Source organism: Ihubacter massiliensis (assembly GCF_024125305.1).
GTDB classification, from domain to species: Bacteria; Bacillota; Clostridia; order Peptostreptococcales; family Anaerovoracaceae; genus Hominibacterium; species Hominibacterium faecale.
The window spans coordinates 497,532-511,264 of record NZ_JAMXVH010000001.1; the positions used below are offsets into that span (position 1 = coordinate 497,532).

The window sequence follows — 13,733 nt, forward strand, 5'->3', positions numbered from 1 at the left end:
AATTAGTTGTAAATGCAACTAAAAATCAACACATATTCAACACTAAAACAATATGGGATTACATGGGATTGACACGCATCAGCCATGGAACATTCACGCTGATTGGGTATAAAAGAGGGGAAGATGAAAAACCAGACGTCCGGCAGGTGGTTTTTGCGAGAAAATCTGGGATTGTACGGAAGGGTTGGTAGAATGACAGGAGGAAATATGGAGCTGACAGAAAAAAAGAAAAAGCAGGGAGACACAGGTAAAAGGATGTTAAGAAGGGCAAACGTGCGAGGGAAAAAGTTCCTGGCCTCCTTTGGCAAGCTGCCGAAAAAAAAGAAAATAATCATTGGGCTGGGAGTGCTTTTGATCGCAGGAATCATCTGCACTGGGGCTGTCGTTTTCGCGGGCAAAGAGGTTAACGCTCAGATCGTGCAGGAGGCAGAGGCAACTAAGGGTACGATTTCCAATACGATTGCGGGTACAGGCAATTTAGAATTGGGGAGCAGCACCCAGATCGAGATTCCTTCGGGAATTACCATCCAAGATGTCCTCGTGGAAAGCGGCGACAAAGTGAAAAAGGGGGATACCCTGGCAACGGTGGATCGGGCATCGGTTTTATCGGCCCTATCCAATACCCAGGAGAAAATTGGTGAGCTAGACACCCAGATCAATGAGAAAAAAGGCGAAACCGTATCTTCCCAAATAACTGCGGGAGTCAGCGGCCGGATTAAAAAAATTTACGCTAAAAAAGGCGATTCGGTGCTGGAGAGCATGAACGACCGTGGAGCGCTGATGCTCTTATCGCTGGACGGTAAAATGGCAGTATCCATCAGCGATGCCGGGGGGCTTTCCGAAGGGGATTCTGTTACCGTGATTCTTTCAGATCAGAAGACGAAAAAGACTGGAAGCGTGGAAAGTGTTACCGATGGAACCGCTGTCATTACGCTGACGGATAATGGGCCCAAATTTGGTGAAACGGTGACTGTGAAAAAAGGAAACAGCTCTATCGGCAGCGGAAAACTATACATTCACAGCCAACTGGCTGTGGTTGCTTCCGGCGGCACGGTGAAAACGCTTCATGTTTCCCAAAATCAGTATGTCAGCGCCGGCAAATGCTTATATACGCTCAAAGATCTTCCGGCATCTACCGAATATCAGCAGCTGCTGGCTCAGCGGCAGAAGCTGACCGATGTCCTGGCAGATCTGGCGGCCATGACAGCATCCAATTCCATAACAGCATCGGAAAGCGGGACGATAGAAGCGGTCAAAATTTCATCCGCATCGGAGTCCGGCAGTCAAACGGAGAATTCCAATGCTTCTGCGGAAAATACGACGGGCAGCAGCACCGCTGCCGGAGTTGCTTCAAATCAAACAGGGACTTCTGTCAAACTCATGTCTGACACTGGAGATGAGAAGAAAAGCCGGGGTGATGAAAGTGCATCAGCACAAACCTGGAATGACAGCGTGAGCGCCAGTAAGGACGAGATCGACGCTGCTGCGCAGGCTGACACAGTAACCTCAATTCCTTCTGTCAGCATTTCCATTGCTGCGCCAGTTAAAGGAGGTTTGCCACAGCAATCCATTGAGGCATCTTCCCAATATACAGGCATCATTTCCTGGAATCTCAAAGATAAGGTCTTTCAGGCGGATTCCACTTACACTGCCAGGATTACGCTTACGGCCCAGTCCGGCTGCCGATTCACACAGGCTACCGCTGTTTCCGTAGATGCTTTGGGTGCTGTCATTTCTGGAATCAGCACGGATGGGGAAGGCGAGGGAAATACGATGATCTTTACCGTAACCTTTGCAAAGACACAGGCTGATTCCACCAAATCGGATTCTGCTGCTCCCAATAAGCAAAAGAACGCTTCCTCAGGGAAAGCCGCAAGTCAGACAAGCAAAATTTCAAGCAGCGGAGCGGCCAGTGCATCGTCAGCTTCCGGCAATACCTCCGGCGCAAGTTCCGCATCTGAAAGCAGTTCTGCTACAGAGGAAATCCAGACCGTAGCCGCATTTACCTTATGTTCGGATGAAACAATGGTTCTTCCGATTAATGTGGATGAGCTGGATATCCTTTCGGTAGAAAAAGGGCAGGAAGCAGAAGTAACCTTTGATGCCATAGAAGGAAAGAACTTTACCGGTAAAATTACTAAGGTTTCCGGTGCGGCGACGGTGAGCGGCGGTACGGCCAAATACAGTGTAGAGATAACATTGGATGCGGAAGATTCCATGCGGCTGGGGATGAACGGTGCGGCGACAGTAACTACCAGCAGCAAGGAAGATATCCTTATAGTGCCGCTGAGCGCTCTGCAGGAGTCAGGCGAAAAAACCTTTGTTTACACGCAAAAGGATGAGGATGGTACGCTGTCAGGCAAAAAAGAAGTGGAAACTGGCATTTCCAATGATGAGAACGTTGAAATAACCAGCGGTCTCAGCCAAGGAGAGAAGGTATATTATCTGCGATCGGGATCTGTTTCTCAAAGCGGTTCATCGGACTCCATGATGCCGGGACAGGGCGGCGGTTTTGGTGATGGCAGCGGCGGCCGGCAGCAGATGCCGTCCGGCGGCGGTATGCCGCCCAGTGGACAGTAAGGCGGTGGAGAGATGATTCTATTTGAAAATGTATGTAAAACCTATCTGATTGGCGGGGAGGAAGTACGGGCGCTGGATCACGCCAATCTGCACATACAAAAGGGCGAATTTGTCAGCATCATCGGACCTTCCGGGAGTGGAAAATCAACGTTAATGAATATTATGGGCTGCCTGGATATCCCTGACAGCGGGAGTTACCTGTTAGACGGCCGCTCGGTGGGCAGCCTTTCGGAGAAGGAACTGACCGGAATCCGAAGCCGGAAAATCGGTTTTGTATTTCAGGATTTCAACTTAATTTCCAAAATGACGGCGGAAGAAAATGTAGGGCTCCCCTTGGTATACCAAGGGTTCAAGCAGGCAGCCATTAAAAGATATGCCGCTGAGGCGCTGGAGCATGTCAATCTGACCAGCAGAAAAACACACAGGCCGGCTCAGCTATCAGGAGGCCAGCAGCAGAGGGTGGCCATCGCTAGAGCGCTGGTTACAAAGCCAATTTTGTTTCTGGCCGATGAGCCTACGGGAAATCTGGATTCCAAGACAGGAAGCGAGATTATGGATTTGTTTCACCAGCTTCATGAGCAGGGCAATACCATTGTACTCATTACCCACGATCAATCAGTGGCAATGCAGGCAAAACGCCGAATTACCATCAGCGACGGTCGAGTAGAGGAGGATAGCTTATGATCCTGCAATGTGTGAAAATGGCCTGGGAATCCATCCTGGCCAATAAAATGCGATCCTTTCTGACCATGCTGGGAATCTTTATCGGGGTGGTATCGCTGGTGGTGCTGGTCTCCATTGCCGGAGGAGCCACATCTTCGGTCAGCGATCAAATTTCCAGTATGGGGACCAACCTTTTGACCGTTACCATCAACGATGATAAAGAAAACCCGCTGCGCCTTTCCGAATTGTCTGAGATCGCAGAAAACAAAGAGATCGCCATGGCGGCGCCGATTGCCAGCACCACGGTTACCTCAAAATGCGGATATGTCAGCGATGACAGTACGATCCTCTATGGCACGACCGGTCCATATAAGGATATACAAGGGCTAACACTGGCATCGGGCAGATTTCTTCTTTCGCCGGATGTGAACAACAGCTCCTATGTGGCTGTGCTCAGTTATGATGCAGCAGTGGAACTGGTAGGAAGGGCGGAGGCCGAAGGAGAAACGGTGACCTTAAATGGGAGAGCCTTTACCATAATCGGAGTCCTGGAAGAAGATGAAAGCTTGAACGCTTCCTTTGGAGCTGACAGCGACAGTTCTTCTGTGACTTTGGAAGCTTATATCCCATATACGACTCTTTCTAAAATCGCAGATGACGTGCTGTATGTCAAACAGTTTACGGCTTCTGCCAGCAATGAGGAAAGCATGGATGCGGCGGAGCTGGCTTTAACGGATATGATGATGAAGCGCTTTGGGCAGGATGAGGATGCGTTTACCATTCGCAATCAGTCGACAATTATGGAGACTATGAACAGCGTCAACCAGACCATGACCCTGATGCTGGGCGGGATCGCCGCGATTTCTCTTTTAGTAGGCGGCATCGGCATTATGAATATCATGCTGGTTTCGGTGACGGAGCGAACAAGGGAGATCGGCATTAGAAAGGCCATCGGAGCCGGACGGAAAAGCATTATGCTCCAGTTTTTGATTGAAGCGCTGATGATCAGTTTGATTGGCTGCCTTTTGGGAATTCTGCTGTCCTGGATCATTTTGCAGGTTGCTTCCTTTTTCATGGATTCTATGACATTGGAACTGTCCCCCAAGGTGGTGCTGGCATCCGTTCTTTTTTCAATGGTAATCGGCGCGGCTTTCGGCAGTTATCCTGCCAGCAAAGCTGTATCGAAAAAACCCATCGAGGCTCTTCGCTATCAGTGATGAAAGGCAAGAAACTCCTTCTCCGCCATAGGGCGGGCGTAATGGTAACCCTGAATGCGGTCTGTACCCAGAACCATTAAAAGATCCGCCTGCTGCTGGGTTTCAATCCCTTCTGATACCACTTGAAAACCTACGCTGTGAGCCAATTCGATCATAGTCTGTACAATGGTGCGGTCCTTTTTGCTCACCAGCAGTTTATCAAAAAGGCTCCGGTCCAGCTTGACACATTCAAAAGGCAGGTGCATGATGCTGGAAAAGTTGGAGTAGCCAATACCAAAATCGTCCAGATAAAAGCCAATGCCGACCTGAGCAATACGGTCCATGACGGAACGGATGTAGGGCAGATCGTAAGCGATGACCCGCTCAGTGATCTCAATTTTCAGCTTATCGGGCGGAACCTGATAGCGCTGCAGACAAGCGGTGATCCGTTGACATATATGGAGGTCCAGGAATTGCTGCATCGACAGATTGATCGAAATGGATTCCACTTCCAAGGCCGGATTTTCACCCAACAGGCGGCAGACTTTCTCCAGTACAATCCAACTCATTTCATCGATGAGACCGGTTTCCTCCGCCAAAGGTATGAATTCACCCGGCGATATGGGTGTGCCGCTGTAGTCGCTTAGGCGCAATAAAGCTTCTGCGTGGGTAAATTTTTTGGTCCTGCAGTCTATTACAGGCTGGTACCATACTTGAAAACGATCTTCTTTTATTGAGTGCTTAAGCAGCTGGGTTAATTCTTTTTTTCGTTCGATTTTCTTTTCGATGTCCGTGGTGAAACGCAGACATTCGGTGTCTTCCCGCTTTGCCATCACGTTCATGAATTCCAGGTATTCGATTACTTGATCGGCCTGCCAATCCTGATCCTGATGGATCAGTTCGCTGAAACAGGCCATGATGTCAAAATGAAGGTCGCCCAGCGTCCATCCATCCTGAAAGCGCATCTGGATTTTGTCCAGGTTGCAAGCAGCTTTGTCCTGGGACAGGAAAGGAGATACCAAGGCAAAGGACACGTTGCCGAAGCGGAATGCACGGCTGGACGGGTCGCATTTATCCAGCCAGGAAGCTATGGCATAAAGAAAATCGTCTCCTTTCTGATAGCCGAATCTTTGATTGACCACAGCAAAGTGTTTCAATGAAATCGTGATGATCTGAAATTGCTGTTTGCCGGCGATCCGAAGGGCCAGCTCCTGATAAAAGCTTTTGCGGTTGCCGATATGAGTGAGACTATCGGTTCCCACCTGGTAATTCTGGAAGTTTATGAAGAGCACCAGATCGGCAAAAGCGATGGTGATTCCGTTGAGTAAAATCTGAGGATAGCATATTTGAAAAAGGGACAGTCCTAAAATAATCGGGGGCAATGTATGAATCACTTGCTGAACATTTTTACTGACACTGGAGCGATTGCGCAGATAGCAAATGATCACCATGCATAGTTCAATGAACATGACAACATATCCGGCTCTATTGAATACGCCCCGGTGATATCCACCGTCAGAATCAAACAAGAAGAGTATTCCGGTCTGAAGATTGACAATAACAAGAATAAAAAACAGCGCATTGAGTAGGAGTAAGCCGATTACAGCATTGGTGCGGCAATGCTTTTCGTAAACATGCTCCAGCAGAAGATTGAAAATGTAAAGAGCCAAAATTGAACTGACCCATACGCTGGACAGAAAATATAAGCTGTTGAGCAGCATGTTCAGCCAGTGGGGTACATGTTCATATTGGCTGATGGTAATAACGCAGACAGCGTTGAGGGCAATTTCAAAAATAGAAAGGACTAAGCAAATCCAAAACAAGGTTCTGCGGCGTGATCGGGTCTGTCTTCTATCGTGAAAATACAAACTAATTAAAAATAGTAAAATTAGTGCAAGGAATTCAGCTATCTGTGACCAAACTATCATCTATTTTTACCTCGCTTCTATCATTATTAGAGTGAATTATGAGATAAGGACGGACCGTGCATATTATGGCTGTTGGCCTTTTTTATTGTAATATATATTCTCTCTGCATACAAGAAATAGGAAATAATTTTTCCAAATAATGAGCAATACAAAAGAGACCTTTCCCGAAAGGAGCGATCTCTTTTGTATTTAAGTCGTTATATAGTGGTTTTGAAAAGTTTGCTTTTTAGGATAAGGTGGAGCCGAAGATGAACAGCACAACCGCAACAGCGAAGAAGATATAAGCGATTATTCTCCATCTCTTGTACTGAGCGTCCAGCTTGGCCTTTTCTTCCGGTGAAGGATCCTTGGTCTTGAGAGCCAGCAGTTCTTCGTCAATGGCTTCTTCCGGAATCGGTCTGTTCCTTACAAAGATCAGAATGTAGAGAATACAGATTACTGACAGCCCAATGTTCCACCAGATGGCCGTCCAGTCAATGGCCAGGATGGACAGTGCTGCGTAAAGAATAATGCTCACAACAGCCCCGAATTTACCGGCAGGAGCATGCCATGGTCTGTGAAGATCCGGCTCTTTCTTGTACAGCAGCAGGTAGGACAGATATCCGATAATATAGCACAGCATTTGTGAGAATGCGCACATGGCAGAGATGATTACGATGGAACCTGTTGAAATCAGAAGAATACCAACCACACCTACGACAATTACGGAAACATAGGGGCTTCTGAATTTCGGATGAACCTTTGCGAATACTTTGGGGAAACATCCGTCAACAGCCATGATATACATATATCTCGCAGCGCCTGCGGTACATGGTACCATGGAGCTGAAGTCTCCGCCGAAGGTGATGCCAAGGCACAGCAGTATGAACGGGAAGCCGACGATACCTGCCTGCGTCATACCTTCAACAAAAGGAGCATCTGCAGTTTCCAGAAGGTGCTGTCCAGCCAGAGGAGTCAGACCAACCAGGAAGAACTGGAATAACGCGTTTACAGCAAATACGATGAACGGCGACAGAGTCAGTGCTCTGGGCAGTGTGATCTGGGGAAATTTAACTTCCGCGCCCATGCCTACGCAGGTTTCAAATCCGGCGAAGCACCACCATACCATAACGATGCATTTTGCAAGTGCAGTGAATTCGGTCGGGATGCCTGAGAAGATCGGCGCGAAATTGGAAAAATCCAGATTCTTCATAACCATGATCATCCAAACGAAGGATGCGGCCCAGAAGAAGAACATAAAGCCGTTCTGCCATCTTCCGGAGAACTTGATGCCTCTGTAATTGATGATGGTAAAGAGGATCATCAGTGCCGAACCAAGAATTCTCGAATCGATGACGAATCCTGCGCCAAGGGCATTCAACAGGTATGTAAAGTAGCTGGCGAAGGCCAGTGCTTCACCGCCGGCGATACCGATCTGAGCGATGGTATAGTGCCAGCTGCAGAAGATGGCTACCGGCCAGTTGATGGCTCTTTTAGCAAATGAATAGGTACCGCCTGACAAGGGAAGGGTAGCTCCCAGTTCGCCGTAGATGGCGGCAGGCCATAATACCATTAGAAAAGCGATAACGGATGCGATGATGACCGAGCTGCCCATGGCGCCTACCTGTGAGGAACCTACGGTAAACAGGCCTACGCCTATAACCGCTCCGGCGGTAATGGTGACGCATTCAGGCAGTCCAAGTTCCCGGACTAATCCTTTTTTCTCGTCCATAAAAATAACCTCCTAAAAATGTGAAAAAGATATAAATTTGTCTATAATAATGACAATGGTGTTGAATGTAAAATCAAAAAAATACATTCGAAAAAAGCAGAACGGAGTAAAACAGTAACCTCACATTACTATTTCAAACTTCCAAACAAATCCTTCTCTGCGAATGTAACGCTTTGTTTTACCTCCTCTATTTTAATTTTTTCTTAAGGAACTGTACTAGCATAAATCGGAAGTTGACCAAAATATTTGTTAGTGTTATGATTAAAATATAAAAAGTGAGGTTCCGATTTTTACTAAAACAATTTAAAGGGGAATATTATGTCATTTTTTATCAGCGACAAACAACATTTGGCTTCTGCCGAAAGGCGCTCCGATTATAAGCCGTTCAAAGTAGATGATGAAAATTGTCCGCCGATTGGGATTGATGTCAATTTCGGTCATCCTCTTTATACAGCTGTGTCGGATATCTTTGCCGTAAAGTGCAATGTACTTCATAACATTACCCTGCCGGTGATTCCGGATGGCTGCATAGCCATGGTGTTTTACGGAAGAGAAGAGGATATGAAGGGCAAGCTTTGCGGGGCCATCGATGAGATAAAAAAAATTGAACTAAGGCCGGGAGAATTGCTGCTGATGCTTAAATTTCAGCCCAGCGCCACCGCTATGATCCTCCATGAGCATGCCAGCAGTCTCACCAATACGGTATACGATATCAAGGAATATATGAAAAACGGAGAGCAGATCGTGTCGGCCGCATGTAAAGACTTGCCGGTACAAGAAAAGGCGATGCTTTTATCCAAGCTGATCCGAATCAGAATGAAAGAAGACGATTCCAGTTACCTGATCCGCTATTGTACGGACCGCATTTATGAAAAGCATGGAAATATCAAAGTCAGCGAGCTGGGAATCGAGACCGGATATAGTGAACGTTATTTGGGAAAAGTATTTGAGAAGTATGTAGGTGTTTCACCCAAGATCTATTGCGAGATCATGCGTCTGCAAAATTCCCTGCAAAAGCTTTCGGACAGTTCCAACTATGAGCCGTTGATCAACCTGGCTCTGGACAGCGGCTTTTTCGATCATGCTCACATGAATAGGTGCTATAAACGGTTCCTCCACTGTTCGTCAGGAACCTTGAGAAAACACGGCTTCTCCTGCTTGGATTACAATAAAATCGATCCATATTTAGCATTAAATTAACAGAGAAAGGTTGGAAAACAATGACGAAGAAGTATTACCTGGGTATGGACCAGGGTACGACAGGGACGACGACCCTCCTACTGGACGAAAAGTGGAATCTGGTGGCCAGAGGATACAAAGAACACCATCAGCATTATCCCAATCCGGGCTGGGTTGAACATGATCCCATGGAGATTTGGGACGGCGTTCTGGGTTCCATCAGAATGGCTCTGGACATCGCAGGAGCAAAGCCGGAGGAAATCGCCTGCATTGGAATCGACAATCAGGGCGAAACGGTTATGCTTTGGGATAAGGACACGGGCGTTCCCGTTTATAACGCCATTGTCTGGCAGGATCGGCGGACGGCCAGATATGCCGATAGTTTGACGGAAGAGTACGGCGTGCAGATTCGGGAAAAAACCGGATTGATGATCGATGCCTATTTCAGCGCTACCAAGATTAAATGGATTATCGAACATGTTGACGGAGTGAAGGATAAAATCAAGGCAGGCAAAATTCTGGCAGGAACGCTGGACTCTTGGGTTATCTGGAAAATGACCCACGGCAGAGTGCATATCACCGACGCTTCGACGGCATCCCGTACTATGCTGATGAATATACATACGGGTAAGTGGGATCAGGATATCCTAGACATCTTCGAAATCGATAAAAGTATTCTGCCGACTATCTGCGACAGCTCCATGGTATACGGAAATACTGATCCTTTGGATTTCTTTGGAGCATCTATTCCTATCTCCGGCTCCATCGTGGACCAGCAGGCGGCACTGTTCGGACAGGCGTGCTACTCTCCGGGAGCTATAAAATGCACGTACGGGACAGGGTGTTTCATGCTGATGAATACGGGCGATAAGCCGGTCTATTCTAAAAACGGTCTGTTGACTACGGTGGCCTGGAGCATCGATAAAAAGATGACCTTTGCCCTGGACGGCGGCATTTATATCACCGGAGCAGCAACCCAGTGGCTGAGAGACGGAATTAAGATCATCAAGGATGCCAAAGAGACGGAACAGATGGCATACGACGCCAAATCCAACGGCGGCGTTTACTTTGTACCGGCCTTTGCTGGCCTTGCTGCTCCTCATTGGGATTCTTATGCCAGAGGCACGATAATCGGTATTACCGGCGGTACTACAAGGGAGCAGATCGTGCGGGCAACGCTGGAAGCGACGGCTTACCAGGTAAAAGATAATTTGGATGTGATGAATATGGATGCCAGCATCCCCATCCAGATCATGCGTGTGGATGGGGGAGCAGTTGTAAATCAATTTTTAATGCAGTTCCAGGCGGATATTCTGGGAATTCCGGTGGATGTGCCGGCCATTAATGATACCACGCCTCTTGGCGCAGCTTATCTGGCCGCACTGGGAATTGGTGATTTTGGTTCTATGAGCGAGCTTGCGAATAACTGGAAATTGAGCAAACGCTATGAACCGAAAATGAGTGTGGATGAACGGGAAACATTGCTCTATAACTGGCACAAAGCCGTTGAGCGGGCAAAGAACTGGGTCGAAGATTGAAGGCCCGATTTAAATGAGATTATAGGATTCTGAAAGGAGAATTTAAAATGAGTAAACCAATGTTATTCAGTCCGGGACCGATCATGGTAAAGGACAATGTGCGCGAAGCCATGATGCACTATGATATCTGCCACAGGGGAGCGGAATTTGAAGCTCTGTTCGCTGATACGGTGAAGAAGATCAATCAGCTGTTCAACGCCGACGATTCTTATCAGTCCGTTATTATTTCCGGATCCGGGACTTCTTCCAACGAGACTGTTCTGTCTTCTATTTTTAAGGAAGGCGAAGAAGTGCTGCTGGTCAGAAACGGTGTTTTCGGTGAAAGACTGCAGGAAATCATTGAAAAATATCAAATCCCATATGTGGATGCATCTTTTGAGTGGGGTGATTATCCGGATGTTTCCAAAATTGAAGAATTGATTAAGGCCAACCCCAAGGTAAAGGTGGTAGCTATGGTATGTCACGAAACCTCAACCGGCATGATTAATCCGGTGAAAGAAGTGGGACAGCTCTGCAAAAAATACAACAAGTGGTATTTTGTCGACTGTGTCTCTGCGGCAGCAGGTGAATATATCGACATTGTAGATTTTAATATTACCTTCGCTACTTCCGTAGGCGGAAAGTGTCTGGGAGCATTCCCAGGATCCGCATACATCTGCGGAAAGAAAGAAGCTTTTGAAACACTGACGCCGGAAATGGGCAAGAATGTTTATCTGAATCTGGCAAAACATTACCAGAGTGCAGTGACGAAAAACCAGACTCCCAACACGCCTAATGTGAATCTGTTCTGGGCGCTCAATCAGGCATTGACCAACATTCTTGAAGAAGGCGTGGAGCATCAGCTGAATCGGTATGCACAGTGCGCGGGAATCCTGAGAAAAGGCATGGAGGCTATGGGGCTGAAGCTGCTGCTTTCTGAGCACATGGCCAATACGGTAACTTCCGTGTTCCTGCCGGAAGGCAAGGATCTGAACAAGTTCCTGGAAGCAATGGAAGAAAAGGGCTACGTGGTTTACAGCGGCAAGGGCAAATACGTGGAAATGGGTATGTTCCAGGTTGCCAACATGGGTGAAATTTACCCCGAGGATTGCGACAAATTCCTCGAGGTGCTGGCTGAATGCATTAAGTAAAACTTGTGATAACATAAAAATGATACATGCGAAAAACGGGTGCTGCTTTCCTGCAGGCCTGTTTTTTGCGTGATCTGAATTCAGAGGGGTTAAATAACACGGTTCTGATCCTGTTTTGACGGGGAGGGCGGAATTTCATACATGCCCCTGGGGATGCGCTTGGAAAAGGGTATGTGATAATATGATAGTGATAATTTCAATCCACGTATCTCGTATGGAGATGCGCCTTTTAACTCCCTTTAAAGACCTTCTTTTCGAGTCTTTCAATCCACGCACCCCGTATGGGGATGCGACGGATCAAGCGCCGGTTTTGGGACTGGGAGACGCCGATTTCAATCCACGCACCCCGTATGGGGATGCGACCGCACTGGGTACAGCCGATTCTTGTATGTACGGTCATTTCAATCCACGCACCCCGTATGGGGATGCGACGACATCAACACAAGTAAGTATATACCTATTAACTATTTCAATCCACGCACCCCGTATGGGGATGCGACTGCATAATAGTACATTTTATAGCTTTTTTCATACTATTTTGCTCATAGTATACCATGTTTTGAGCCCAATGTACATATTCGGTAGGTTTTAAGATAGTAAGAGTGTTCATACTTGGTGCGAAAGACCTAGGGATTTTATGTTTGCTTCCCATTCGCACTAGTGTTGGTGTGGCCAGTTTGCATTTATTTTGCTGATTTATATTCGAAATGGGTAAAACGAGAGTGAATGTCTATAGAAAATTACCACATTTTACCATTATTGATTTTGCTTAAAGACTAGTTTGCTTTGTTTTCATGAATCATACATATAAATTTGCACAAATATGGGTTTAACTGTATGATTTTGGAGCTGATTCTGCGCAAGAAGGCGGAATTTATATGGACATCGCTTCCAAATTGCTGCGTTTCGAATATAAAAGGAAGTAATTTACATTTTGACAGCGCACCAAGTGCCCATCTTACAGCTTATGAAATTCTGGCTTTCGTTTTCGAAAGGTACATTGATACTTGAAACCCAAATCTTTTGCTAGTTCGTGGGCTTCCGCAAAGTGATCCATAAAATGAGAAGGATCGTGAGAATCAGAACCAAAGGTAAGGATTTCACCGCCAAGCTCTTTGTAGAGCTTTAAGATCTCTTTGCGCGGCAGCCAGATGCCGGTCTCGTATTTAAAGCTGGAAGTGTTTATTTCCAATCCTTTTCCATCGTAAATGATCGTCTTGAGTGTATCTTCGAAAATATCCATATATGGTTTGTAATCGTAGATCTTACCAATATAACGGTCAATAATCGTCAGGTGTCCGGCGATGTCGTAGTCCTTATATTCTTTCAGACAACGGTTGACATAGGTATAGAATTCTTCAAGCTTGATAGGTCCATCTACTTGAGAAAAATCGTAGCGGTAAAGATCATCCTTTCCCAGGCAGTGAAACGAACCTATGATGATGTCATAGGGGAAATCGCGGACAGCTCGGCGGCATTCCGCAAACTGTGTCTCCATGATGCCGATCTCCATTCCTTTGATGATGGACAGCCGGCCCTGGTATTGTTTTTCCGCATCCCTAAGAGCCTTATAATACTCTTCAAAATCAAGGGTGAAAGGAAACTCAGGATCTTCGTATCCGGGGTCGTAGTGATCTGTTATCGCAAGCTCCTTAATACCGAATTTTACTGCGCCTAAGAGCATTTCCTCCATTGGAACATCACAGTCATCAGAAAATGCTGTGTGTGTGTGATAATCGTACATGCTTGCCTCAGTCCTTTCTTTTTTATCTATGTCCTTGATTTTGCCATAAAAAGCGAATGGTTGC

At 46.7% G+C, this 13,733-nt stretch carries 9 protein-coding genes and 1 CRISPR repeat array; of the genes, 6 read left to right on the forward strand and 3 right to left on the reverse strand.

From position 1 onward, the window contains the following. Positions 1 to 123: 123 nt before the first annotated feature. From NIA71_RS02300 to NIA71_RS02310, 3 genes are read left to right on the forward strand one after another with little or no spacing between them, the layout of a single operon-like run. A complete protein-coding gene (locus tag NIA71_RS02300; RefSeq protein ID WP_253019596.1) occupies positions 124 to 2,580 on the forward strand; it encodes a biotin/lipoyl-binding protein in 2,457 nt (818 codons plus the stop codon). Positions 2,581 to 2,592: 12 nt separating this feature from the next. Then, complete coding sequence (locus NIA71_RS02305; protein WP_148394863.1) at positions 2,593 to 3,264, forward strand: ABC transporter ATP-binding protein; 672 nt, start codon at positions 2,593 to 2,595, stop codon at positions 3,262 to 3,264. Next, on the forward strand, positions 3,261 to 4,460 hold the full coding sequence (locus NIA71_RS02310; protein WP_253019597.1) for an ABC transporter permease: 1,200 nt from the start codon (positions 3,261 to 3,263) through the stop codon (positions 4,458 to 4,460). Before NIA71_RS02305 ends, NIA71_RS02310 begins: the two co-directional genes overlap by 4 nt. Here NIA71_RS02310 and NIA71_RS02315 read toward each other — a convergent pair. Both NIA71_RS02315 and NIA71_RS02320 read right to left on the reverse strand, forming a co-directional pair. Then, complete coding sequence (locus tag NIA71_RS02315; protein ID WP_253019598.1) at positions 4,454 to 6,367, reverse strand: GGDEF domain-containing phosphodiesterase; 1,914 nt, start codon at positions 6,365 to 6,367, stop codon at positions 4,454 to 4,456. The two genes, NIA71_RS02310 and NIA71_RS02315, sit on opposite strands and share 7 nt — an antisense overlap. 226 nt (positions 6,368 to 6,593) lie before the next feature. Next, entirely contained in the window at positions 6,594 to 8,078 is a 1,485-nt protein-coding gene (locus NIA71_RS02320) for an APC family permease (protein ID WP_148394869.1), read from the reverse strand. A gap of 318 nt (positions 8,079 to 8,396) precedes the next feature. On the opposite strand from NIA71_RS02320, the gene NIA71_RS02325 reads away from it, so the two are divergent. From NIA71_RS02325 to NIA71_RS02335, 3 genes are read left to right on the forward strand one after another with little or no spacing between them, the layout of a single operon-like run. Continuing rightward, positions 8,397 to 9,278 carry a helix-turn-helix domain-containing protein gene (locus tag NIA71_RS02325; RefSeq protein WP_253019599.1) on the forward strand — a complete coding sequence of 294 codons (882 nt, stop codon included), beginning with the start codon at positions 8,397 to 8,399 and terminating at the stop codon, positions 9,276 to 9,278. Positions 9,279 to 9,298: 20 nt separating this feature from the next. Beyond that, complete coding sequence (gene glpK, locus NIA71_RS02330; RefSeq protein WP_148394873.1) at positions 9,299 to 10,795, forward strand: glycerol kinase GlpK; 1,497 nt, start codon at positions 9,299 to 9,301, stop codon at positions 10,793 to 10,795. A 47-nt stretch (positions 10,796 to 10,842) separates the two neighbouring features. After that, positions 10,843 to 11,925, forward strand: coding sequence for a pyridoxal-phosphate-dependent aminotransferase family protein (locus NIA71_RS02335; protein WP_148394875.1), 1,083 nt, complete (start codon positions 10,843 to 10,845; stop codon positions 11,923 to 11,925). A 193-nt stretch (positions 11,926 to 12,118) separates the two neighbouring features. Next, a CRISPR array of direct repeats spans positions 12,119 to 12,425; the repeat unit is 34 nt; unit sequence ATTTCAATCCACGCACCCCGTATGGGGATGCGAC. 458 nt (positions 12,426 to 12,883) lie between these two features. Here NIA71_RS02335 and NIA71_RS02340 read toward each other — a convergent pair. Next, positions 12,884 to 13,669, reverse strand: coding sequence for a histidinol-phosphatase HisJ family protein (locus tag NIA71_RS02340; protein WP_148394877.1), 786 nt, complete (start codon positions 13,667 to 13,669; stop codon positions 12,884 to 12,886). Positions 13,670 to 13,733 lie beyond the last annotated feature (64 nt).

Excerpts from the sequence above, each read along its gene's own strand:
- NIA71_RS02300 (WP_253019596.1), top strand. The coding sequence starts at position 124 with ATGAAAAACCAGACGTCCGGCAGGTGGTTTTTGCGAGAAAATCTGGGA.
- NIA71_RS02305 (WP_148394863.1), top strand. The coding sequence starts at position 2,593 with ATGATTCTATTTGAAAATGTATGTAAAACCTATCTGATTGGCGGGGAG.
- NIA71_RS02310 (WP_253019597.1), top strand. The coding sequence starts at position 3,261 with ATGATCCTGCAATGTGTGAAAATGGCCTGGGAATCCATCCTGGCCAAT.
- NIA71_RS02315 (WP_253019598.1), bottom strand. The coding sequence starts at position 6,367 with ATGATAGTTTGGTCACAGATAGCTGAATTCCTTGCACTAATTTTACTA.
- NIA71_RS02320 (WP_148394869.1), bottom strand. The coding sequence starts at position 8,078 with ATGGACGAGAAAAAAGGATTAGTCCGGGAACTTGGACTGCCTGAATGC.
- NIA71_RS02325 (WP_253019599.1), top strand. The coding sequence starts at position 8,397 with ATGTCATTTTTTATCAGCGACAAACAACATTTGGCTTCTGCCGAAAGG.
- glpK (WP_148394873.1), top strand. The coding sequence starts at position 9,299 with ATGACGAAGAAGTATTACCTGGGTATGGACCAGGGTACGACAGGGACG.
- NIA71_RS02335 (WP_148394875.1), top strand. The coding sequence starts at position 10,843 with ATGAGTAAACCAATGTTATTCAGTCCGGGACCGATCATGGTAAAGGAC.
- NIA71_RS02340 (WP_148394877.1), bottom strand. The coding sequence starts at position 13,669 with ATGTACGATTATCACACACACACAGCATTTTCTGATGACTGTGATGTT.